Annotated in this window: 14 protein-coding genes and 6 pseudogenes; 6 read left to right on the top strand and 14 right to left on the bottom strand. The window is 58.2% G+C overall.

Annotated elements, in window-relative coordinates:
* Positions 1-791: 791 nt before the first annotated feature.
* Positions 792-2,087, bottom strand: a complete 1,296-nt coding sequence (locus EN885_RS29175; protein WP_126063834.1) for an acetyl-CoA carboxylase biotin carboxylase subunit family protein — start codon at positions 2,085-2,087, stop codon at positions 792-794.
* Between the two features lie 334 nt (positions 2,088-2,421).
* On the opposite strand from EN885_RS29175, the pseudogene EN885_RS29170 reads away from it, so the two are divergent.
* Positions 2,422-2,625, top strand: a pseudogene (locus EN885_RS29170) (ISNCY family transposase); the annotation flags it as partial.
* 284 nt (positions 2,626-2,909) lie between these two features.
* Positions 2,910-3,029, top strand: a pseudogene (locus EN885_RS29165) (IS630 family transposase); the annotation flags it as partial.
* Between the two features lie 339 nt (positions 3,030-3,368).
* On the opposite strand, the gene EN885_RS29160 reads toward EN885_RS29165, so the two are convergent.
* The 6 genes and pseudogenes from EN885_RS29160 to EN885_RS29135 all read right to left on the bottom strand — a co-directional run.
* Positions 3,369-6,068 (bottom strand): lyase family protein, encoded by a 2,700-nt coding sequence (locus EN885_RS29160; protein ID WP_128335241.1) that lies wholly within the window; start codon positions 6,066-6,068, stop codon positions 3,369-3,371.
* Positions 6,065-7,123, bottom strand: coding sequence for a cysteine synthase family protein (locus EN885_RS29155; protein ID WP_126063833.1), 1,059 nt, complete (start codon positions 7,121-7,123; stop codon positions 6,065-6,067). Before EN885_RS29155 ends, EN885_RS29160 begins: the two co-directional genes overlap by 4 nt.
* A 9-nt stretch (positions 7,124-7,132) precedes the next feature.
* On the bottom strand, positions 7,133-8,188 hold the full coding sequence (locus EN885_RS29150; protein ID WP_126063832.1) for a hypothetical protein: 1,056 nt from the start codon (positions 8,186-8,188) through the stop codon (positions 7,133-7,135).
* Between the two features lie 801 nt (positions 8,189-8,989).
* Positions 8,990-9,429, bottom strand: a pseudogene (locus EN885_RS29145) (pyridoxal-phosphate dependent enzyme); the annotation flags it as partial.
* A 495-nt stretch (positions 9,430-9,924) separates the two neighbouring features.
* A pseudogene (locus EN885_RS29140) lies at positions 9,925-10,427 on the bottom strand (pyridoxal-phosphate dependent enzyme); the annotation flags it as partial.
* 464 nt (positions 10,428-10,891) lie between these two features.
* A pseudogene (locus EN885_RS29135) lies at positions 10,892-11,066 on the bottom strand (aminocyclopropane-1-carboxylate deaminase/D-cysteine desulfhydrase family protein); the annotation flags it as partial.
* Between the two features lie 313 nt (positions 11,067-11,379).
* On the opposite strand from EN885_RS29135, the gene EN885_RS29130 reads away from it, so the two are divergent.
* Positions 11,380-13,182: an ABC transporter ATP-binding protein gene (locus tag EN885_RS29130; protein WP_128243737.1), complete on the top strand. Its 1,803-nt coding sequence runs from the start codon at positions 11,380-11,382 to the stop codon at positions 13,180-13,182.
* Positions 13,183-13,626: 444 nt separating this feature from the next.
* A pseudogene (locus EN885_RS34390) lies at positions 13,627-13,852 on the top strand (7-cyano-7-deazaguanine synthase); the annotation flags it as partial.
* Positions 13,853-13,908: 56 nt separating this feature from the next.
* On the opposite strand, the gene EN885_RS29125 reads toward EN885_RS34390, so the two are convergent.
* From EN885_RS29125 to EN885_RS29095, 7 genes are all read right to left on the bottom strand, one after another.
* Positions 13,909-14,922, bottom strand: coding sequence for a 1-aminocyclopropane-1-carboxylate deaminase (locus EN885_RS29125; RefSeq protein ID WP_126063830.1), 1,014 nt, complete (start codon positions 14,920-14,922; stop codon positions 13,909-13,911).
* 406 nt (positions 14,923-15,328) lie between these two features.
* Entirely contained in the window at positions 15,329-15,523 is a 195-nt protein-coding gene (locus EN885_RS34385; protein WP_281035170.1) for an exopolysaccharide production repressor protein, read from the bottom strand.
* A gap of 81 nt (positions 15,524-15,604) precedes the next feature.
* Positions 15,605-15,922: a ferredoxin III, nif-specific gene (gene fdxB, locus EN885_RS29115; protein WP_128243739.1), complete on the bottom strand. Its 318-nt coding sequence runs from the start codon at positions 15,920-15,922 to the stop codon at positions 15,605-15,607.
* Positions 15,919-16,122, bottom strand: a complete 204-nt coding sequence (locus EN885_RS29110; RefSeq protein WP_128243740.1) for a CCE_0567 family metalloprotein — start codon at positions 16,120-16,122, stop codon at positions 15,919-15,921. The genes fdxB and EN885_RS29110 overlap by 4 nt, the downstream gene beginning before the upstream one ends.
* 46 nt (positions 16,123-16,168) lie before the next feature.
* A complete protein-coding gene (locus EN885_RS29105) occupies positions 16,169-16,612 on the bottom strand; it encodes a DUF269 domain-containing protein (protein WP_245493164.1) in 444 nt (147 codons plus the stop codon).
* A 330-nt stretch (positions 16,613-16,942) separates the two neighbouring features.
* Positions 16,943-18,100, bottom strand: coding sequence for a TlpA disulfide reductase family protein (locus tag EN885_RS29100; RefSeq protein ID WP_128243741.1), 1,158 nt, complete (start codon positions 18,098-18,100; stop codon positions 16,943-16,945).
* Between the two features lie 445 nt (positions 18,101-18,545).
* Positions 18,546-18,740 carry a hypothetical protein gene (locus EN885_RS29095; protein ID WP_029356503.1) on the bottom strand — a complete coding sequence of 65 codons (195 nt, stop codon included), beginning with the start codon at positions 18,738-18,740 and terminating at the stop codon, positions 18,546-18,548.
* Positions 18,741-19,685: 945 nt separating this feature from the next.
* Here EN885_RS29095 and EN885_RS29090 point away from each other — a divergent pair.
* Both EN885_RS29090 and pyrE read left to right on the top strand, forming a co-directional pair.
* Complete coding sequence (locus EN885_RS29090; protein ID WP_029356505.1) at positions 19,686-20,471, top strand: acetoacetate decarboxylase; 786 nt, start codon at positions 19,686-19,688, stop codon at positions 20,469-20,471.
* A 1,026-nt stretch (positions 20,472-21,497) separates the two neighbouring features.
* Positions 21,498-22,094: an orotate phosphoribosyltransferase gene (gene pyrE / locus EN885_RS29085; RefSeq protein WP_029356507.1), complete on the top strand. Its 597-nt coding sequence runs from the start codon at positions 21,498-21,500 to the stop codon at positions 22,092-22,094.
* Positions 22,095-23,096 lie beyond the last annotated feature (1,002 nt).

The following is a 23,096-nucleotide window of genomic DNA, read 5'->3' as shown; positions in this document are numbered from 1 at the left end:
CCGGCTCGGAAAGCAGGAGGACGTCTATGCCCCGCCTCTCCATTTCCTTCTTCACCGCAGTGACGCGTGTCGCGAACTCGGACCGCTCAAAACGTAGTTCCTTCTGCATCTCGATCCCTCGATAATACGTCTTCAGAGACTATGCAGATCGCTTTTCCGCTGCACCTGGAGCCAGCAGTCACCGCAATCGTCGGTCAGATAAAGCCCGATCTTGTCGTCCTCCGCAGGCTCCGTCTCTTGAAAAGTAGAAATCTTCATGAGTAATACGACTAACATCCGGATCACCGGGAGGCTGGCCAGCCGTCATCGCGATCATGAGCCAGTCGAAAGCGCCGTATGGCGGAGAAGTCTGACGAGGCTTAAGCCGAGCGGCATCGACGAGCAGCGGCGCCAGGAACGCCAAGGCGGGCGATCCGCCGAAAGTCACGACCGCCGCCTATTCGCCAATGCTCGCCGTATAATCGCGGCCTGCCCCGCAAAACGGGGGCCAACTCCGACGCCGAGCTGGTCATCGGACACCTGAAAGCCGAGCACCGCTCGGCCGCAATTTACCTCGTCCACAGAATCGGCGACCCATCGATGTCGTGCTAACAGCCAGCGTCTACAACTTCCGCCACATGCTCAACTGGCTGAGGATTTTGCTGCACCACACCCTGATTGCTCTGCTCGCCGCACGAGAATCCACGGGCTCGGCCAAAATCATCCTGATTGGGATTTTCCACGGGCAGCTAAAGGTATTAACATCGAACTGCGTCTTTCTCCTGCTCTCAATTGCACAGTATTCGGCGACATCATTTCTTCTCAGGCGCCGCGTGCGCCGGTGCGGGGGAGGAAGGGACCGCAGATTGTTCCTGTTCGCCCGGGGTCGGAAAAGGTGCAATCGACCAACTAATTAAGTGGACGGCACGCTCAAGTATCGCCGCAGTCCGGGCACGGCTGGGTGAAGCGGCGATGACATGTCCGACGCGGTCACGATAGTCGCCTTTCCTCACGATCGGCGTCTTCGGTTGCATGTACAATTTCACCTCGGCGACACCCGGTACAGCGGCCGCCCGACTGTCGCCATCAATCCAATCGAGGATGCCATCGCGATCAGCATTTAGGCACTGCGCGGCTGCAATGTGCAAATGCCTTCTGCGCAAGTCCCATTCGTCACCAATCACAAGCTTGATGTGCTCGGTAATGAGATCAATACCGTAAGCGGCCTGAACCAGCCGAGGACTGGTCCCACCCGCAAGACGCGGATTGACTTCAATGACGACTGGCCCACGCTTGGTCCACCGGAGTTCAACAGTCGTTGGCCCCCAGCCTAGGTCGAGAGCTCGCAAACAGCTCAGCGAAACATCAACGATACGCCTTTGTTCGTCATCAGTCAGCGGCGCCGGGCAGGTCAAAAGGCTGAAGACGAAATGCGGTGGGCGGTCGAACTCGCCCGCCTCAATCCCTATGACTTCATTTCCCATTATGTCAGCCCCATAGAATGGTCCTTGTGCGAATTCTTCGACCAGTATCTTCGGCGACGTTCGCCATATGTGCTGCCCGCCCAACAGATAGGTGGTATGCTCGGCTAACTCGTCGACATTGCGACACAATCGAACACCGCTGCTGCCGCTGCCTACGGCTGGCTTAACAATCACCGGCAGGCCGATCTCCGCGGCAGCGCTTTCCACACCCGCCGCATCCGTCGCCACGCGATAAGCAGGTATTGGAACGCCAGCCTTCTCGAGGAGTTGACGTTGAGTGAATTTGTCGTAGCACCCTTCAATCGATGCGGGGTTCGGTCCCGGTAGATCGAAATGCCGACAGAGCTTGCCGACTGTCGCACAGACCGACTCGTCGGAGCCCGTAAAGCCCGCAATGCCAGCAATATCATAGGTCGCACCTAGCCGGGAACATTCGTGGATCAGCGCATCGAGATCGTCTGTGTCGACTTGGATCGCCTCAACGCCTTCCGCCGCAAGGTAGTCGTACTGAGTTGGATCAGCCGACAGGGTAATTGTATGAAGACCAAGACGCTGGGCCGCTTGGACGTATAGCAGACCAATACTCCTATGGCCTTCAACTAGGATGAGCGCTCTTCTTGCCACCAGGGTTATCCCTCCGTTGAGTTCTGGCCGTCTGAGGCGTAAACAGGTATCAGGTTTGATCCGCGCCTGACCTCAGAGTTCGCAGTGAAGATATCATCGGGAGCGACCTGCAGTCGTAAAGAATATATAAATTTAGTTGAAGGATCCGTTGCAACATTTTGGTTTCCGCCATGTGGCACGGAGCGTCTCGATTTTGGAGGGTTGCGATGTGCAAGGGACCCCAACTTAATCAATCAATCATCCTGCTTTGCGTGCGCTGGTGTCCGGCCCAATGAGCCATAAACGCACATATTTTGAAAGCAACTTTCGGGAGCATGGTAGGATCGCGAGCGCTGTAGAAGACATTGTCAGGAGCCGCTGGGTCTACCGCAAGCTGAGGAACTTCCGCCCAGGCACCGAGGCCGACATCTCTCGCCTAAAACGTGCTTACGGTCTGGCCTGCTGCACCTGGGGCGGGCTAACCCGCTTCAAGGCTTACGTCTGGTCCTCGGTGGTCGCTTACAACCTCGCCCTCTTCGCCCGCCTCACACCCAGCTGAGCCCACGGATCGGGCCGTCCTCAATGGCATGCCGGCGAGCGCCGGCCGATACCTTACGCCCGCATGACTGTTGCAAACGCTCTCGGTCGGCGATTTCACCGACTCGCGACATCACGTGCCGCAAAGACACCATAGATTGACAGCGAAACGACCTTGAACGCTCGCAAAAGCAGCCGTTTATGGAGGAGGACTAGACTAAAGCACGTCCGGCGATCGATGAATCGATCGTGATGTGACGCGAATCGTTTTGGCTGATTCAACGTCCACTTTTATGGAGGTGGACTATGGCGAGAGCACTTGGTGAGGATCTGCGGTCACGTGTCGTGAAAGCTGCGGGTAAAGAAGCATCGGCCCGGCAGGCAGCGGCTCCGTTCGGTGTCGGGATATCTAGCGCGATCCGCTGGATCGGCAGAGCCCGGATGGGCGAGACGACACCACGACCCGCACGGACGACGGCGCGGCTCGCGTCACGCCCATGCCGACTTCGTCATCGGCCGAGCGGACCATCGCAGCCCTGTGGGACACCGTCGGCGCGCTCGTCGACCTTTTTACGTCAACAGAAGCGCAAACTACTTCAAGGCCGTAGGCTATGAAAGCAATCCCGCAGACTGCGATCAGTCCGAGCATCGTCCCGCGTAGTCGCTGGGTCCATAGGATACATAGGCTGCAGCCGCTGCGCCGCTCCAGCCGCGGACTGATCTGCCGATTGTTATAAGATTAAGCGCTGTCCATATGTCGCTCGTTCAAGTTGCCTGATGATCATCAATAAGCTCATTCACCCTCTGTTTGCGGTGTATCTCAGCGTGCGCCCAGCGTTCCCGTATTTCCGCGCTTTTCAGCTGCATTTCGCCATACATCTTCTTTGCTACAGAAAGCTGGTCGTCGGTTGATCTTATTCCGGGTCCTCGCCCGAACTGCAGAGCGTCTCTGCACTCCTCGAGAGTTGCGGGTAGCACCCCAGCGAGCTGGCTGGCCAACTCGCTTCGGCGCTCTGCCACAGGACTATCCTGAGACAGGCGCTTGGCGATGTCGCCAACCAGTGTGTGGGCCTTCCTGAAAGGAACGCCTCGCGACGCCATCCGTTCGGCGGCGACGACCATCATCGGTGAGCCGTCCTCCAGATTTTCACGCATAGACTGCACATTGAAAGTCATGAATTTCACAATGAGCGATGTGAGGGTGATTGCCTTCTTCAGGGCCTCCTCTGCAAGGCTCAGAGTAGAGCAGCCGTAGTTGCTCGTTTCAATCGAGTTGCTGAAAGGCGATTTGCAGGCTGCTGTCGCCGCAGCGACGTAAGCGCCAAGCACGGTGCTTGCCGATCCCTTAATGTGTTCAAGCAGAAACGGGTTCTTCTTTTGGGGGAGCATGGAAGAGCCGCCAGCAAGATTGTGAGGAATGTCGATGAGGGCGAACTCCCGCGTCGTCCAAACCTGCAGGTCCTGGGCCACACGACTAAGTAGCGTTGAAACGCCAACGAAGAGTGAAAGCGCTTGTAGGTGATGGTCACGGCTTGCAACCGCATCAAGTGAGTTGAATAACGGCAGTTCGAATCCCAGAAGATTTGCTGTCTTCAACGGATCTATAGGCATGCTGGTGGCTCCGCCGGCACCAGCTCCCATAGGGCAGTTCCTGATGTCCTCCAGCAGGCAATGGAGGCGCTGGCGCTCGCGCCCCAGAGCGAAGAAAACCCCGAGCAGGTAATGCCCTGGCGATCCGGGGAGTGCAATCTGGTACTGACTGTACAACGGAGCCACAAGTCTCGACGCTTCCTCGACTCGCTGAAGCAGAGCATCTTGTGCAATTCCTATTTCTTGGGAGATGGAACACGCAGCTTCCCGAAGGACCAGGAGAGAAATGGTCGCGTTCAAGTCGTTGCGGGATCTGGCAAGGTGTAGCCAGCCAGCCTTTTCCGGGCCAGCTCTGGCGGCGAGTTCTGCCTCGTAGGCAAGGTAGAGGCCACGCGGAGCATCGCGGCCCTCCAAAGACTGAAAGCCCTCGTCCTGGAGGTCCAAGATGTGCTTCAGGAGATCGGCAGCGGTTGCCTGGCTGACCAGGCTCTGGTCCGCAAGCATCACCAGATGTGCTTCGTCTATGGCCGCCTGGTGCCGCAGAAGGCGGCCATCGCGCGAGATTTCTATAGGCGGAGCGAGCAACTTCATCGCTTCGGGATGCAGAGTCCACCTAGCATAGCTTGACCCAGGGTCCTGCTTGTTGTCCGATTCACCACCACCCGTCTCGATGTCGATCACAAGCGAGTCGATCATCCCTTCAGCTGCCGCTGCAGCGGCGTTGAGTTCATCGGCGACGCCTATAGCGTAGGCTACTCGGTCCCTGAAGTCGCCATTTATTTGAACTTCGTCTCCCTCAGATTTCAGTAGCCTCGCCTCGGGCACTGTCTGGTCTGGATTTCGAGAAAAGCCCAGGCGTTTGAGCTTCCCGGACGTGGGAGCAAGTCGGAAGCGGATGGCTCCCGCCCTTGCGCTCGCGCGTGGAGGCGTGAACCCTTCTCCCGCATAGAGTTTAATGACCATGTCCAGGATTGACGTACCCAAAGCGTGCGACAGCATGACTGGGATCATTCCTCCAGCCATTCTGGGATTGACCTCAATGATGACCGGGCCCGACTCCGCTATCACGAACTCTACATGAGCCGGTCCGAACTCCAGGCCGAGCGCCGATACCGCGCTTACGGCAAAAGAGGCCAATTCCTGGAGAGAGTGCCCCGGAAGCGGGGGCGGGAAGTCGTGCCCCACTTCAACGAAGCAGGGAGGCGGGCCCTTGTGCTTGGCAAGAACTCCAAGGCAATGCAGGGTTCCATCGTTCGCAATTATCTCTGCGGAGTATTCCTTACCCCTTATATATTGCTGGATGAGGACATCAGGGCTGCACAGACCTACCTGGTCGAGTAATGCGCCCCTTGCGCTCTCAAACGCCTTGATGGTGGCTGCTGTGCTATCGCATAATCTCACGCCGCTACTACCGCTTCCGGAGACCGGCTTCACGACTACTGGCAGAGTAGCTTGGGCAAGAATGTTCTCCACGTCGCTGACGGAAGTAGCCAATCGCGTTTCAGGGATCGCGATTGATTGTCGCCGTAGCTCGGCCGCTTGTTTCCATTTGTTTCGGCAGGTAGCTATAGCCTCAGGATTCGCTGTTGGTAGCCCGATCGCCGTCGCAGCACTTGATGCTGCTTCAACAAAATATTCCGACGACGAGTATATTCCTGCCATCCTTCCCAATTTGGTGGCGACCCCGACGAGTTCGTCCGGACTGCGCGTTTCAGCTTCGATAACGTGAGCGACGGTGTCCTTAAGAAACGCATACCGAGCGGGATCGCGGGTAACGAGATAGGGCTCAAAGCCCAGGGCTCTGGCCCGTTTCATCAACAGTTCGCCGGTGCCCGTCGTATTGCTTTCCACGAAAAGGAAGCTACCTCGGTTCATGAATCGTCCTCCAGCACATTTAGGACAGCTTCCCGGCTTTTCCGATTCCAGCGATATCGGTTCCATGGCGGGAGAGCGGTCGAGGGATGCTCTTCGCTGGACGGAGCGTCCAGAAGGACACCTTCATGCAGACATCCGTTCTGCTTGAGCCACTCGTGGTCATAAACAGCTTCGGCGTAGCGGTGGCCTTCGTCAGGACCTATGACGACCACGGTTTCTCTTGGATACTGCCGAGCGTGCCAATGCCCAACGATGTAGCTCGCCCCGGAGGTCGGACCAGCGAAAACGGCGTGCTGCTCGTGGAGGGTATGGGTTGCAGCAAATGCCAGCGGAGCCGAGATGAGATGGACATCGTCAAACAGTTCATGCTTCACGTTGTTGGGGACAAGACTGTTCCCCAGCCCCCGCAGTTTCCGTTCGCCATCCGGTTGGCCAAAAATGACACTATTGAAGGTGTCAACTCCGATCAGGCGCGCGCCAGGGGCTGTTTGGCGGAGGCGCTCTATCGTTCCGCAAGTAGAGCCTCCTGACCCCACAGAACCGACCAAAGTTATGTTGGCGCCTAGCATCCCCGATATTTGATCGGCGAATAGCTTATAGGCTGCTGGGTTGTCCGGTGTTTCGTATTGCCGGGGCCAGAAACAGGAATCACCCAACTGTCTCATCTTAGCATGTAATGCGTCTAGCCGGCTTCTTTGATAGCCGCCCTGCTTGGCTTTTTCCGTTACTGTGACGACTTCGGCTCCCAGGGAGCTCAACCTGTTTTCCAGACCTTTGTCCATCACTGGGTCTGTGAAGATTTCGAGCTGGAATCCACGTTCCCGACAAACTACGGCCAAACCCAGCGCGAAGGTTCCGCTTGAAGTCTCGAGAACTTTCATCCCTTGCTTCAACGTCCCTCGAGCCAGCGCTTGCTCAATGATGTACTTCGCAGGGAGAAGCTTCATAAAAGCAAACTGCGCAAGATATAGATTTGTCTCACATCTAATAATACTTGGCAGAGCATATGCCTCAGAATATCCGGAAAATGGCAGGCGTCTGTTAACAGCGTCCATATTATTACCTCATCGGCAGCCAGTCATGGTCAGGTATATTTTTGGCGAGGTGTCGAAACGCGATACATCAGCGAGCACGGACTGAAGCTTCTGTGGGAAGTCCGCCGCCCTTCGATCAAGTAGGATTCCAATCATCGTGCCGCTGTGCGCGACTATTACCCCGAGAGCCTCAGTGGCCTCGGATGCTTTTAGCATCGCGTTCAGATGCTCCTTTGGAGCCCGCTCCTGATGCAGGAGTGCACTGGCCGTAGCTATTCTGCCTATCGTGGCCGTGTCAGCCCGCGGAATTGCTATCCGCGCGCTATCGAGTAGTCGATGATATTCCGCTTTGTGACTGGCGGAGATATCACCCCGCCGCTGATCATAGTCGACAGTTTCGACAGTCCCGCCTTCGTCGACTCCAACGATTGCAAGCGGCGGCATTTGCCCAAGGAAGGACAGCAGGCTACAAGCTCGCTGTCGATACGCGACCACGCCGGGATACATCACTCCGTCCGATGGCTCGATCTCGGCCATTAGCTTCTCGATCAGCGAGGTCCTGACTCTACGCTTAAAGCAGCAGGCGATTGAACGTGCCGTTGCAACAAGATCTGCTGATGAACTGGCCAGCCCTTTGCCTTCGGAGAGTTCAGATTGCAAAACGAGGGTTCCTCCTGAGGTGCCGAGTGCATCCACGAGATTCTCTGCTAGCCGTTTAGCTTTGACTTTATGAAGCGGATAAACGGTTACGGATCGCGTACCCGCTGTCGGCATGAAATGGGCACGCGCAAAAAGCGCTATGGGCATCGTGATTAAGAAATGCGGGTCCTGACGAGATGAGCCTACCGGCAACTCGCCTTGCAGCAACTCGCCGAATGTGCCGCAACAGAGAGCCCCGCTAGAATGAACCCTTGGCCCCGCCCCGTCCTCGACAGCAATCTCAGCCGCATCTCCTCCGTCGAACGCCTGGTGGTCCATGTAGGGCTTCCAAAATTCATCGGCGGCCGCTTCGAGGAGTTCTCTAGTCGAGATGCTCGCCCCGCTTGCTGAAAGGTCGATAGGATGGTCAGAGTTTTGGATCGACATATCACCTCCCCGTCAGGTACATTAAGCGAGAATAGCCCTGTCATGCGAACAGGGCTCGCTTTGAGTTGGGATACTTCCAAGTTCCCTGGGGGTGCTAGGTCACCTGGCGTTAAAGATTGGAGTGAACCTATCATAGTCAGTGAATTCAGATCGCAAAGAGTCTGTTAAATTACCTGAAGGATCTGTTGCACTACTTTGGTTGGGGGCACGACGTACGTACGATCTTCAAGGGCGCCCCCTTCAGCTGAGCAATATAGCACTGCGCACGATGCTCGATCGATTACTCCCCGAACACGGTTGCAGAGCGCCCACGACGAAAATCCCCATCAGAATTAAGAGAACCTATCGTCATCTTCACCAAAGACCGCATCGACAACCTTGGCATATGGTCAATAGGCGCAGGGTTGCCGTCATAGCACGCGGCCCTGGCCGAATGCTTGCGTTGCGCACGCTGATACTTGTTGGTCCACCGCGATCGTTTAGCCCCGCCATTCCGGCGACGAGGTTGGTCGCGTCACAGCCGAGCTCGACATCCGCTGCGCGGCCTTGCCCACGCATCTTCCAGGCTTGGGGGCCGAAAGCCATGGGCGCTCACTTCCGAGCGCTAAGAGCGCGGCCCAAACCTGAGGGACATAGCTGACAGATTATCCGCAATGAGCCCAGCCCGAGCGGGGAGCTGACTCCATGCACGGGCCGGCTGCCTGGTCCCCTCAGAGTGCTGGCACCTGTGGGCCAAGTGGCCTCGAACGAACTTTGAGCGCACCGCTGGCACGGCAGGGCGGCGCAACGCGAGCTGGCGCGTCAGCCATTGCGAAAGGTGTAGCCATAACCGTTGATTGCGGGCGCGCCACCGCGACGGGCATAGAGGACCCTCTACCCTCTGGAAAGAAGCCTCTCTGGACGAGGTCGATCATCCTTGCATTGCCTTCATAAACGGGATCGGTAATCATGCCCTCGAGCCGCGCGCACAAACGGATCGCCCGCTTGGTTTCCTCGGATGGAATGCCATAACGCGGGTACGCGTAGTCCTCGAGCAACACCACGTCATCCTGAACGATTTCCGTTCCAAGCTCAACAAGCATCGCTGTATGTTGGGCAATGCTAAGCACCTGCGCCTTTGTCTTTGCGGGACTGGCAGAGGCATTGATACCGATCATGTTCCGCTGTCGACCGTCCCCGGCGAACCCGACGATCATGCCGGCATGCGTTGAACCCGTGACAGTGCAAACGACAACGTAGTCGCCTTTGACCGGCTCGGGATCAGCGAGGGCGCGACCTCGAATGCGGTACAGCATTTTTCCGTGAGCCTGATCATAAGAGGACATCCGCTGATGTGTTCGGAAGATCCTCTGCATCGAACGTGCCAGAAGGAAATTATCATGAAGGCAATGGGTAGCTGGTTTGTGATCCCGTCGGGTATCCGACATTGAGGGGGAAACCTTCAGCCGGCGGCCGATTTACAACGTCGCCGTCATCTTGCAGGTAGGGCTAATAGGCCAGCTCCGCACCGGAAATTTCTCGTAGGGACGGCCGGCAACCCAAGTTTACGGACTGTGGCGCGGAAAACGGCTCTTGCCACCTTCTCGCAGCGCGAATCTGAAAAAGACGCCTTCGGAAGGCGGGGCTTCCAGGAGGTCTCGCCCGTCTTGCGGAAAGATCGAGACGAGATCCGGATGCCTTCTTCACTCACTCGAGGCGCAGCGCAAAAGATGGTCACACAGCTACGTCGGGGGCTAGCCGAGGCCGCCGTTCGGGTGAACAGACGCCCCGGCTGGTATCGCATAAGGTCTGCCGCCTCTTGCCTCGACCTCATAACGCTCTTTCCCAACTATGACGGATGCCGATGTCAAAGCCCTCGTCGACCAAGCGCACCTCTGCGCCCAAGATTCGGCTCAAAAGAATGTTGCCGACCCGGTCATAGACAACATCTTCATGTGGGACCCAGCTCTCCTGAACCAGGAGACATTTCATGCCGATCTTCGCGGCGAGTGCGGCGACCGTGCGCGTGTGGTAGGACTGCACGCCGCCGACGGTGACGAGCGTATCGGCATCTGACGCGATCGCATCGGGGATGATGTATTCAAGCTTGCGCAGCTTGTTCCGTCGAATGCGAGACCTGAGTTGCAGTCCTCGCGTTTGGCGTAGGTTTCCGCCTTGCCTCCGAGATACTTGCCGAGACGGTCGGGCTTCTCGATGGGGTTGGTAAGGTGAGCGGGTAGCCTTCGAACTTTTCGAGCATGTTTTCTTCAACGGCAAATGAATTTTTGAACTCGCGACGAGAATACGCAAACACGGTGCCAAGTGATGGTAACGCCTGAAACATTCTACCAATGCTCACCTGACTGTCGGGATTGTCGAATTACCGACACGTCCTCGTCGGCCCTGACTCAAATTGGGGTCGAGGGTCAGCCATAGCCAAAGGGCCAGCGATAACCATATATTGTCGGCACCCCCGCTGAGACGCGCGAAGGACATTCGATCCCTCTGGAAAGAAGCCTGTCTAGACGAAGTTGATCATGCCCATTTGCCCTCGTAGGCGGGATACGCAATCATGCCCTCAAGCCGCGCCACACGCGGATGGCATCCTTCGTTCCCTCCGCGGGATTCATAGTGCGAGTGCGCCTACTCCTCAAGTAATACCAAGCGTACCCATGATGCGCTCAAGAGAAAATGTCGCCGACCCGGTGGTTGTCCGCATCCTTGCGGAACCCAGCTCTCCTGAACCAGAAGACATCTCATGCCGATCTTGGCGGCCACCGCCGCCACCATCCAGGTTGGACTGCCAGCCGCCGATGGAGACAAGTGTGTCGGCATCTGACGTGATCGCGTCAGGAATGACGTATTCGAGCTTACGCAGCTTGTTTCCGCCTAAAGCAAGATCGCGGTGCGGAGAAGCCCTTTAGATCCTGTCGACAATGTCCGCATTTCTGTGTCCATCCACCGCCGGTTGTCGAGTCCGTGACAATCGTGTTCGGCCGGCTTCGTGGCGGACTCTCATTAACGCGTTGAGCAACATGCAGAAGTTCTTCTGAGGCTCTTTCCGCTCAGTTGGCACGACTTTTGAACCTCACATCGTGAGGCGCCAGGAGCTGCCCGCCAAAATTGATGCTGTTGTGGGGGAGGTCGAAAATTCCAGTTTTGTCATTTAACTTCTTTGGGACCGAGCGTGTTGATGCGCCCGCTTGGAAACTATGAAACGTTTCCCCGTCCATGGACGCGGCGCCACTGGTCGCGACGTACTCGCCTTCACTGTCCGCCACTGGAGCCGGCAGCCGGTGCGGCTCGCGATCATCATGGCTGCGATGCTTGCCTCCACGCTGGCTGACGTGCTGATGCCGGTCTATTCAGGTCGTCTCATCGATGCTGTTGCAGGTGGCGCTGCTGTGGCAGCACCAGCCTGGCATTCGGCCCTTGCAGCCTTCTCTGTACCGATTGCGCTTGCGCTCGCGGTCATTGCCATGCGCCACATCGCCTTCATTGGTCTGAACGACCTTTTGCTGAAGATGATGTCCGATGTCGCGAACGAAGCGTTCTATCATGTCCAGCGCTTTTCGACAGACTGGCATGCGAACAGCTTCGCCGGCTCGACAGTGCGCAAGATAACGCGCGGCATGGGGGCGCTCGACCCCCTAAACAGCACAATATTGGTCGCGCTGTTCCCGTCCTTTATCATCTTGGTAGGTTCGACGGCGCTGCTCGGCTGGCACTGGCTGGTCATGGGGCTGATCTTTGCTTGCGGCTCTCTGATCTATCTTGCGTTTTCGATTTCGCTGTCGCTCAGCTATGTCGCGCCGGCGGCGAGCCTTGCCAACCAATGGGACACAAAGCTCGGCGGCGCGCTTGCGGACGCGGTCAGTTGCAACGCTGTGGTCAAAGGCTTCGGCGCCGAGGTCCGCGAAGACGCGCGCCTTGCAAATATCATGACCAAATGGCGGCACCGCACGCGCAGGAGTTGGGTGCGCGGGACGAACATTGGCTCAACCCAAGGCGTCACTTTGGTTGCGCTCAGGGTGGCGGTGATCGGATATGCCCTGCTTCTGTGGTCGCATGGACAGGCAACGCCTGGCGAGATAGCCTATGTACTCACGTCCTTCATCGTCCTCCAGGGCTATCTGCGTGATGCCGGCATGCATGTCCGAAACGTGCAACGCTCGGTTAATGATATGGAAGAACTGGTGGCCATCCACAATCAGCCGCTGGATGTTGCGGATCGTCCGGAGGCCAAGCCGATCCGGATCACGACGGGCCGCATCGATTTCCAGAACGTCCACTTCCGCTACGCCAACCATCCCCTGCCGATCTATAGCGAATGTTCGCTGTCGATTGAGGCTGGCGAAAGGGTTGGGTTGGTTGGGCCCTCCGGTTCCGGCAAGACAACATTCGTGAAGCTCATCCAGAGACTCTATGACCTGAGCGGCGGCCGGATCCTGATAGACGGCCAGGACGTCTCCGAGGTGACCCAAGAGTCGCTCCGTTCGCAGATCGCGATCGTGCAGCAGGAGCCTATCCTGTTTCACAGGTCGCTTGCCGAGAACATCGCCTATGGCCGGCCTGGCGCGAGCCAGGCCGAGATCGAGCAAGCGGCACGGCTGGCCAGTGCGCACGACTTCATCGCGCCCCTGCCGAAGGGCTATGGGACATTGGTCGGCGAAAGGGGTTTGAAGCTCTCCGGCGGCGAGCGCCAGCGGGTGGCGATCGCGCGCGCCTTCCTCGCGAACGCGCCGATCCTTATCCTGGATGAGGCCACATCGAGCCTCGATTCGGAATCCGAGGTGCTCATTCAACAAGCGGTGGATCGGTTGATGGTGGGTCGAACCACACTCGTCATCGCACACCGGCTGTCGACAGTCCGCTCGCTCGATCGGCTGCTCGTCTTCGATCGTGGCCGCATCATGGAGGACGGCGATCATGCCGCGCTGATCGATCTCGATGGTGGCATTTACCGCCGCCTCTTCGAACGGCAGGCGTTGGAACTAGCGAAGGGCCTGGCCTGAGCGCCAACCGGGTTGCGCGATGCGCCGAGCCGTTGCCGGAGAGGCGTGTGGCAGTGAGGCCTTACCGAAGAGCGGCGGGCGTTACGGCCGGCGAAACCAGCACGGCCGGAACTGTCCGCCAAGCGGGCGGGCGGGAATGCATCACGTCTAAGCTTCGGCGAATGCGCGCAGTTACACGCGGGCACCGAATTGTCGCGCCTCACGGCGAACGCACCAGAAGGGCGGGAATCTCGACGGTCATTTGGGTCCGGGAAGTGTGCGGCCCTCGCCGTTACCCACATTTCGCCAAAGGAAGCGAAGTCAACGCACATTGAAGAGGGCGGTGCTTCCCGGCCGGCTGGGAGCCCTGTCGCTGGCCCAACCTGCCGCACGCCGGCCACGTCAACGCATCAAACTCCCTTCGGTTCGCAAAGTCGTCCCCTCGGAGACCCGGAAGCGCAAGAGCTGCGCAGTCTTCGTTTAACTCTCGCCATCTGCTCCGGGGGATTGGATTCCGTTCCTTTGCTAACAGAGTGGCAGCTGAGCACGAACTCGCCGGCCTCGTGTCTTTCGATTACGGCCAACGGCATAGGAAGAGATTGGATACGCCGGCCCTCTGCGGAGCGAATGAACAGTTCTACAGATCATCGACGTCCGCGAAATTGACCTCGGCCTTTCCGGCCCAGCGCTGAACAGTGCTATGCACGTCCGGTACGGCAGGACGGCGGAATCGTAGTCTGCCGAACGTCAGCCATTGCGAAAGGTGTAGCCGTACCCGTTGATCGCCGGCGCGCCGCCTAGATGTGCGTAGAGGACCCTCGATCCCTGTGGAAAGAAGCCCCTCTGGACGAGATCGATCATCCCTTGCATCGATTTGCCCTCGTAAACGGGATCGGTAATCATGCCCTCGAGCCGCGCGCACAGACGGATTGCCTCTTTGGTTTCCTCCGATGGAACGCCATAACCCGGGTACGCGTAGTCCTTGAACAACACCACGTCTTCCTCGACAATTTCCGCTCCGAGGTGGACGAGCTTCGCTGTATTTCGGGCGATGCCAAGCACCTGCGCCTTGGTCTTGGCGGGCATGGCGGAGGCATCGATACCGATCACGTTGCGCTGTCGACCATCCTTGGCGAACCCGACGAGCATGCCGCCGTGGGTTGAACCAGTCACCGTACAGACGACGATATAGTCGAAGGCAAACCCAAGCTGCTCTTCCTGGGCACGCACCTCCTCAGCGAACCCCACATAGCCCAGGCCGCCGTATTTGTGGACAGAGGCGCCGGCAGGTATCGCGTATGGCCTGCCGCCCCTTGCCTTGACCTCATAAAGTGCCTTTTCCCAGCTGCGGCGGATGCCGATGTCAAAGCCCTCGTCAACCAGGCGCACCTCTGCCCCCATGATGCGGCTCAAGAGGATATTGCCGACCCGGTCGTAGACGGCATCATCATGTGGGACCCAGCTCTCCTGGACCAGGAGGCATTTCATGCCGATCTTGGCGGCGACCGCAGCGACCATGCGCGTATGGTTGGACTGCACGCCACCGATTGTGACGAGCGTATCGGCATCTGACGCGATCGCGTCGGGCACAATGTATTCGAGCTTGCGCAGCTTGTTTCCGCCGAACGCGAGACCGGAGTTGCAGTCCTCGCGTTTGACGTAGATTTCCACCTTGTCGCCCAGATGCTTGCCGAGGCGGTCGAGCCTCTCGATCGGCGTGGGTCCAAAGGTGAGCGGATAACGTTCGAATTTTTCCAGCATGCTATCTCCAGCAAAAAAGTACCTGAACCGGCTACGCACCGGTCAGCCCAAGGGTATGTGTGATCAAAGACACCCGTCTTTCGAAGCGGGTGCAGAAGTCGTTCATCGGTAGTGCAGCACCGAGTTTGTCATTGCGACAAGCACACCGCATCCGGCGTGCTGCGATGACTCTTATGTGCCTAATCGACCAACCACCCGCATCTCACGGCCTAAGGACAAACCGAATGTGGTCGCGTGTTAGCCGAACACAGATTCCCTATACGATCAGCTCAGTCATCAGAGGGGACCAAAATTGGTGTGGGTCTGAGCACTGATCCTGTCATCCGCGCATCAAAGCAGCAGCACATGCTGGGCATTCGACCAAACCGGGACACAGCTGAAACTGCATTCCGCAGTTGATCCAGAGTCAGACGACTGGTACCCGAGCTTTCCTGTAACTATCGGCATGCTGGCCCCTGTGGCGAGTTCCACGAGCGCGGCTAGAGGACTGCCAGATCAGAAAGAGCACGCGGCCGAAGTAGCAGGCCTGAAGCAGCAGCGAACAGGCCAGCGTCATGACGACTGCCAGACGGAGCGAATCCAAAGCGACGTAAACAATCAAAGCATTGCTGCACAGGACCAGCCCCAGGAGCCGACAAAAGGATGTGAAGTGCAACGCCGTTCTCCTGGTTTTTCGGCCTGATCATGCTGCGAGCTCGTCGGCCGCAACATGGGTCTGGCAGTTCTTGGGGCAGACGCGGGCGCAGGCTCCGCAGCCGATGCAGCGGCCGGCATTGTCAACAACCATGATCATGCGATTGAGCTCGCCGTCGAAATCGTCGTCCTCGTCATCGCAGGGGCCGAGGATTTCACCCGCGTCATCGACGCCGTGAAGATGCATCACATCGCGCGAGCAGACCTTGAAACAACGGCCGCAGCCAATGCAGGTCTTGCTATCGATGAAGGTCAGGTACAACGGCATCCAAATGGAGCCGTCACGGGTGGTGAATGTGCGCATCATCCTAAATTCTTCATTGAAGCGAGTTCTCTCTTGGCAGCATCCAACTCGGCATAAACGGCGTGGGTTTTCTCGGCGACTTCCTGTATGTCGGCCCACTTTTTCGGCAGACCCTCGACAAGGTCCTGCAATGCCATCTTGGCAATAGCTGCACGCAACTGGAGCTTTCGGACTTTCTTCCTCATCTTATCTAGGTCTGACATAGATCCTTCCTGGAACAATGGTTTTCTTGATGCGCGCCATCTCGGGCTAGGCTTCAATGGCTGCAGTCGCATCGTCGACCAGTTTCGTACCGGCCTCAGCCAGTTTGCGGAAAGTCTCGAAGCCGAACCGGTGGACGTCTCGATAGAACGACCAACCGCCGGAAGCCCCCAGGGGTTTCATTCCAATTATCGGCGACGTCGACACGCCGGAGCGCTCCTCAATCGCAAGCGCCACGGCGGTGTAAAACATGTCGAGCCTCCACAGCGCGTCCGAATCAGGATGGCCGATGAGAGGGGTCGCACATTGCTGTTCCTTGGTGATGATGAATTCGGCCAGCAGCTCGGCGTCCGAATTGCCTTCCCATAAGCCGAAGGAATCCTGAGTACGGATCAGCCGCAGAAGGCATTTGACGAACGGGCGAGCAAGGGCTTCTTCGTCCTTGTTGACAGCAGGGCCAACCGGTGCATGAGGCATTTCGTTGTTCCTCATTTCAGTCTTCGTCTTCGAGGGACGATTTCCTTTTCCTGCGATGCCCACTCCGGGCCCACTTGCGTGGCCGACGAATGGCTTGGGCGGCCCAACCCCACCCAAGAGCGCCCCGTGGCCGACCTCGACATGTCCACGAGTGCGAGACCTACGGCGCGAATTCGCGGCGCACATCGTCTGCGCCGCGATCCGACCGGTGGTCAACGCAATTGAAATCCAACCTGCCGCAAGCCGCCCGCCCTTGCTGCATCGACATACTTGCTGCGAAGCGAGCCTCGATGGGCGGATTGGCCAGTGTTCAATTCCAATTGTCATCCCCTTCGCGATCTTTGCTCAGGAAGTGACTGCGTTTTGAGTTTCGAAAGCCTTGTTTTGCGGAGCCACACAGATATCTGCGTGACAGGCGGGCTCACCCGTGTAGTTGGCCAGGGCTTGGAGCAACGGGGTGAGGTAGTGCTGTTTGGTGTGGTCCGGCATTGGCTCCGGGTGGTCCAGCGATTTGATTGCCACCTCGATCAGCTCGATCGCGCGATCCTTGTTGCCGCTCTCGTAATAATACTGAGCGACCGGGATGTACCAATGGAATTTAAGAGGCCCGTCGCCTTGCGGAGGATTAAGTTCCAGGATCTGTTCTGAGAGCTCGTTGCCCATCGCAAAGCGATCATCATGCGGAAGATAGGAGTTGTCGATCGTGGGATCGAAGAGTTGGTTCAGCGCCATGACCATCCAAGACACCGCTTCGAACTTTTTGTCGATCGCGTCCTCAACCAATTGGCGCATAAGCGGCAAGCCGGTTTTGATGTCGCGCAGCTTGTGAAGCAGAAGATCCGCATGAATCTCCCGAAAATGAAAAGAGTCTGGCATCACGGCGAGGCCTTCTTCGATGGCCAATAGTGCCGCTGTCCAATCCTCGTCCTGCATCGCCGGCCTAAGTTTGGCGTATATCGGCCGGGTCAGTGACCTTTCGCGCGCTATACTTTGGTTACGCGCGATTCGCTTCGCATCGGCGGCTTTCGCTTCATAGCTGCTGCGCCAGCTGTCGTTAAGGACTTGCGGCAAAACGTCATCGAGTTCCGCCGGGTGGCCGATAAAAGCGATGTGGCCGTCGCGGTCGACCACGAACGAGGTGGGAATCCCGATCGAAGAGCTGGGATCCATCCAGAGCTTGTTCATTTCGCCAGTGTAATCGAACGCGATACGATAATTCAGATTCGAGAACTTCTCGGTCAGCCAGGCATCCACCTTAGTACGTGCCTCGTCCGCGGTTGCAGCCCGTTCGCCAGCTGCGACTCCGATAATCTCAAATCCGCTGTCTGCATGTTTCTCCTGCAGTTCAACCAAATGCGGCATGGCCGTCACACATGGTCCGCACCAAGTCGCCCAAAATTCAACGAGGTAGACCTTGCCGGGCTTAAAGTTCGTAACGGGCTCGCCACGCAGCCAGTTCTCCACTTTCAGCGGAGGAGCCGGGGACCCCATACGCAGTTCCATGATGTTCTTATCCAAAGCTACCCACACCTTTCGTGGCTTTTATGCGTAAGTTGGTTTCTCTGTCAGAATCGCAACACACGGATCAGGAGGCCATCGCTCGTCTTGCGCGTTTGCATCCAGCCCTCTGACAGTGTTGCCGCCCATCAAGCAGCAATGGGCGTGCCAACCCCTCTCAGCTCCGGTAAGCGGCGGGGAATGCTTTGAAAATTCTCCACGAGCCCAAACACGGCCGATTGTCGTGGACCTGACATGTCTTCTGCCGCTGTCGGGTTTCGCCCTCTTGAGCCAGCCGCTTTAGGACAGGTGAGAGCTTGGATGGCTCGCCTGTCATTAGACTGGCCGGCGTCCTCGAGCAGTGGCACTTTGGCGCCGGGTCGAAAGTGCGGGGCGGCTTGGTCCTCGTGCCGCCACCGCCGCGTGTGGATCCTTGCCTCGTGGACATAAATCACCACGCGGCTGGCAAGTCGGCGGCATTGGGCTCAATCAGCGCGGCGTTGAGCCCCGACAGCACGTAATGCTGCACCAATGTATCGGATGCCCTTCGCTGCCTCCACTTCTGCAGCCAGGCGTCGAGCGACGCTACCTGCCCACGTTCGAGCGCGACTGCAGTAATCTGCGCCGCAGGATAGCCAGCCGCCATTAGAAGGTACTTGGGTCGGATAGGCGTTCTGCCAGCAAATGAGGTCCGCTGTATTTCCTCGCGATGGATCACAGGCGTTCTCGGGTGATCGGGCACTATGCAAGGCGCGTCACGCTGACTAGCGCCTCGAACCACACCGGTAAAGACGGCGAGGCTAACACGACGGATATCGCAAGATCCCTTGAAATGTCTCGTTCCCCCGGCGGAGCGCGTCCAGCTCACCTTGCGGGCGTACCAGCGCCGAATGGGTACGCACGACGTCAACCTGCCTTTGGGCCCAGAGCCTCCTTGCCCTAGCCGCATGGCCCCGGCTGGTCGAGAATTTCTGGTCGTCGAGCAGTAGAACTCTTTCACATGATGGCGAATGCGCGGCGTCCAGTGGGAGAACACCTCGGCATAAAGAGCGTTACTTCCCGGGCCGACGGTGGTGAAGCATAGCGCCCCGGTCGGAGCTATTTGCCTGAGGGGCGGAGGTCCTCTTGCGCAAAAGACACGTCCTCCCAATCCGCAAGCGGTCCTGTTCGGCGCTATCCGATGTCCGACAACGTCGGAGGCGTAACGTAGCTGAGCAAGATCTATCGCTTTGCCTCGAACGATTCTCATTTGGCATGGCGCGTGCGCGTTGATCCGCAAACCCCGCCATGAGTCGAAATCGGAGCTGGCCGCCACTCCACTTCCTCCTACCACGAGAGCAGACGGGAAGCAGCGCCTTCAAATGAGGAACAAAATCACTTTACCTCGAATCTTGCCTCTCGACTACAACCGGACCCATGGAACCGCGTCCGCGACCATACAATGAGTGCGCCCCGAGGCAATTGCCCAGCGCAAAATGGCTACGCGCGATCACGCCATGCATCCAGGCTAACGAAGGCACCTCGGAGAGCCTCGCCGCCATCATCGAGACCTATCTAAGCCCACTTGAGCCAGCACAAAGGAATTTCAAACATGCACCAAGATACCGTCCGTGGGAGAGCTTTCGCCATGCCCCTGACCAGCCCGGCCTACCCACCCGGCCCATATCGCTTCAGCAACCGGGAGTATCTGATCATCACATATCGCACCGATCCGCAAAAACTGCGCGACCTTGTGCCGGAGCCGCTTCAGGTGTGCGAGCCTCTGGTCAAATTCGAGTTCATTCGCATGCCGGACTCGACGGGCTTCGGCGACTACACGGAAAGCGGACAGGTCATCCCTGTCTCCTTCTGCGGCCGCATGGGGAGCTACACCCACTGCATGTTTCTCGACGACCATCCGCCGACAGCGGGCGGACGCGAGTTGTGGGGCTTTCCCAAGAAGCTCGCCAGCCCAACGCTCCGAACAGAGACGGACACGCTTGTTGGCACGCTGGACTACGGCCCGGTCCGCGTCGCGACGGGTACGATGGGCTACAAGCACCGGGCCGCGGACCTTGCGAGCGTTAAGGCCTCGCTCGCCGACCCGAACTTCCTCCTCAAAATCATCCCGCATGTCGACGGCACGCCGCGCATCTGCGAACTCGTGGAATACCACCTGGAGGACATCGATCTGAGAGGCGCCTGGACCGGCCCGGCAGCCCTGAACCTCTGGTCGCATGCGCTTGCCCCCGTCGCCGAACTGCCGGTGCTGGAAGTAGTCTCGGCCGTACACCTCGTCGCCGATCTCACGCTCGCGCTCGGGAAGGTCGTCCACGACTATCTCGCGGAAGCCGAGCCTCGCCATCGGAAAGGAAGAAACCATGAACTTTCACAATGATATTTTGTTGAACCAGCGCGACGGGGAGCCGGTGGCCGGCTTATCGACAAGGTGGCGGTGATCGCCGAAGCCGCGAGCGGGGTCGGCAAGGAAAGCGCGGTTCGCCCGCGAGGGAGCAAGAGTGGTCCGCGGATCTTGATCACAGCGAAGTCCAACAATGGCGTCCGGGATCGATCGATTGACGAAAAATGGTTGCCAGGGTGAGAGGCAGGTGGAACGCGGCTGATGCAGGCAATCGAAACCTTCGGGCGCCTCGATGTCCTGTCAGCAACGCCGGCGTCCAGAACGTAGCGCCGCTTGTCGAGTTCTGCCACAAGGCGCTTCCCGCCCGTGATAGGCTCCATCTCAGGGGTGTCGGCGAACTCAATGTCACCAAAATCAGTGTAAGGCTCGGCCTGCTGTTCGGCGTCTGCCTCAGAAGCAGACGCTCGCCCCTGTCGCCGATATCGCCGTAAAGACTCGGCCGGCAGGGAGGTGGACTACGACCTACCTTGAACTTTGCTTTCTACCGTCGTCAGATGAAGCGAGCCGAAATGTTGCGCCGCGGTGCTGATGACAAAAATTCTCGGCGGCTCGAACTTTACCTCTCGCGCCTCTACGAGGAGGTTGCACGAAAAGCGCGGCCTTGCCCACTCGTCATCACAAGAGCGACACGGGCCGACATGGCGGCCGAAACGCTCACCTCATGCGCAACCTGGTTAAGAAGCTGGCGCAAACGGGGCCGAGCGAGGCGGAACTCGAGGGGACGAGGATGAAACGCCCAAATCCTCAAAGAGACGGCCCGCATCGAGAAAAGCCGTGCCTGCCGAGATCGGGCAAGGGCGGGTGGCCAACGCTACCCAGCCGTAGGGAAACCCGTGATCACGCTTTAGGCACCCAATAACGATAATGGAAAAATCTGCGCGAAACGGTCGCACCGGTATTGACATTAATTGACACACCCCGCGAACACTTGCATAAGCCACATAGCGGTAGTGACTAGGTGCATGCCGCACCCAATTTTTTCCCTAGGGCGAGGTCTGATCTATGGCGGCACTGGCAAAATTCAGACCAGTTGATTCCAGCCAACACGACAAGGACGAACTCCGCGAAATCGTCCGTGAGCGCTCTTTTCGATCCGGACGCTACACGCTCTCGTCGGGCATAGAGAGCGACATCTATTTCAATATGAAGCCTACCATGATGATGGCGCGAGGCGCGCAACTTGCCGCTCTTGAGTTCCTAAAAATCGCTGAGCAAGTGAAAGCAGAGTACGTCGGCGGCCTTGAAATGGGAGCGGTCCCCGTAATCGGATCGATGGCAGCTGTCAGCTCGGCGATGAACAAACCCATAAACACGATCTTCGTTCGCAAGACTCCAAAGCCTCATGGCACAAGGGACGTGATTGAAGGTCTTGGGCCCAAAGAAGATCTCGAGGGAAAAGTCGTCCTGATCGTTGACGACGTTGCCACAAGCGGCAAGTCGATATTGAAGGCGATTGAAGAGGTTCGCCGCGCCGGGGGCATTGTAGGTGACGCTGCTTGCCTCGTGGACCGCGACGAGGGAGCTACGGCGCTGCTAGCCCAACATGGGGTCACGCTGCATTCCGTTCTGCATGCGAGCGAATTTGTGGAACGCCACTGACAATCTCATACAACGGCTTTCCGGCGACCTAGCCTTAGAGGACATTCCGCCGCTTTGCAGCGAGTGCAGGCGCCTCGCGAGTAAGAGCGACTGCCCTTGCCCATCCTCACTGCTTTTGGTGCAACATATGCTGGCTGCCGTTCACCAGCCGCTTGACGCCATTGACCACCTTTCTGAGCAAGGCGCCATCAGACTGAAGGCTTTTACCGATTATCTGGCGACGGTCGTTCGAATAGCTTCAGAGCGCGGAGACGCGGCACCCTGGATCGATCTAGCCAGCCGGTTTAGCGCCCTTTTCGGTCCCGACGAGGTTGCCCATTAATCTAGTGCTTATCGCTTTCCATGAACTAGCAGCCTCGGCGGCATCGCGTCATGGATCGCCAGCGGCATGCCGGCCCATGATGCGAGCGTAAAAGCGCCGAGCAGCCGGTGCTGAATCTCGGACGTGACGACGCCGATTGGCGCGATGCGCGTTGGCACGGGCCCTCGTGCCCAAGCATGATGCGTTCCCATTCCGCGGCATCATGCTCGCGATCCCGTCTGTGCCGTGCTTCGACCGCCCTCGGTAGCGGATTTAGACAATCGTTGGTGGAGTTGGCTGGCGAATTGGCGAGTTCGGCCTTTGGTTGGAAGACCGGCTTGCGGCGGGCCAACCAAACGGGATTGGCGACACTGGAGTATGCCTTCACTGGGGTCGCGTCCTTACGCTGTAACGCGGCGGTCAGCGAAGCCGCGCGAGCGCCCCCTCGATAGCGCTGAGCGGGCGAGCGGCTTCGGGGCGGGCGCAGGGGCTGGGTAGACCGGGCCGGACTCACCTAACTCACCGGGTCCAGCCACGACATGCATCGCCAAAGGCAACCCGCTGAGCGCGGGCTCAGCCATGGCCGCTGAGGCTACCGCACTCTTTCGAGTGAACGTAAGGACTTAACGAGCGTAGGGGAAACGTCCGCAGAATATACGATGTGCCTCAGGGCCCGAGTGCTTATTCGGTCAAGATGATCT

Origin of the sequence: Mesorhizobium sp. M6A.T.Cr.TU.014.01.1.1 (genome assembly GCF_004022765.1) — a bacterium.
Lineage (GTDB): Bacteria > Pseudomonadota > Alphaproteobacteria > Rhizobiales > Rhizobiaceae > Mesorhizobium > Mesorhizobium mediterraneum.
This window is presented reverse-complemented; position numbering and strand designations above follow the sequence as displayed.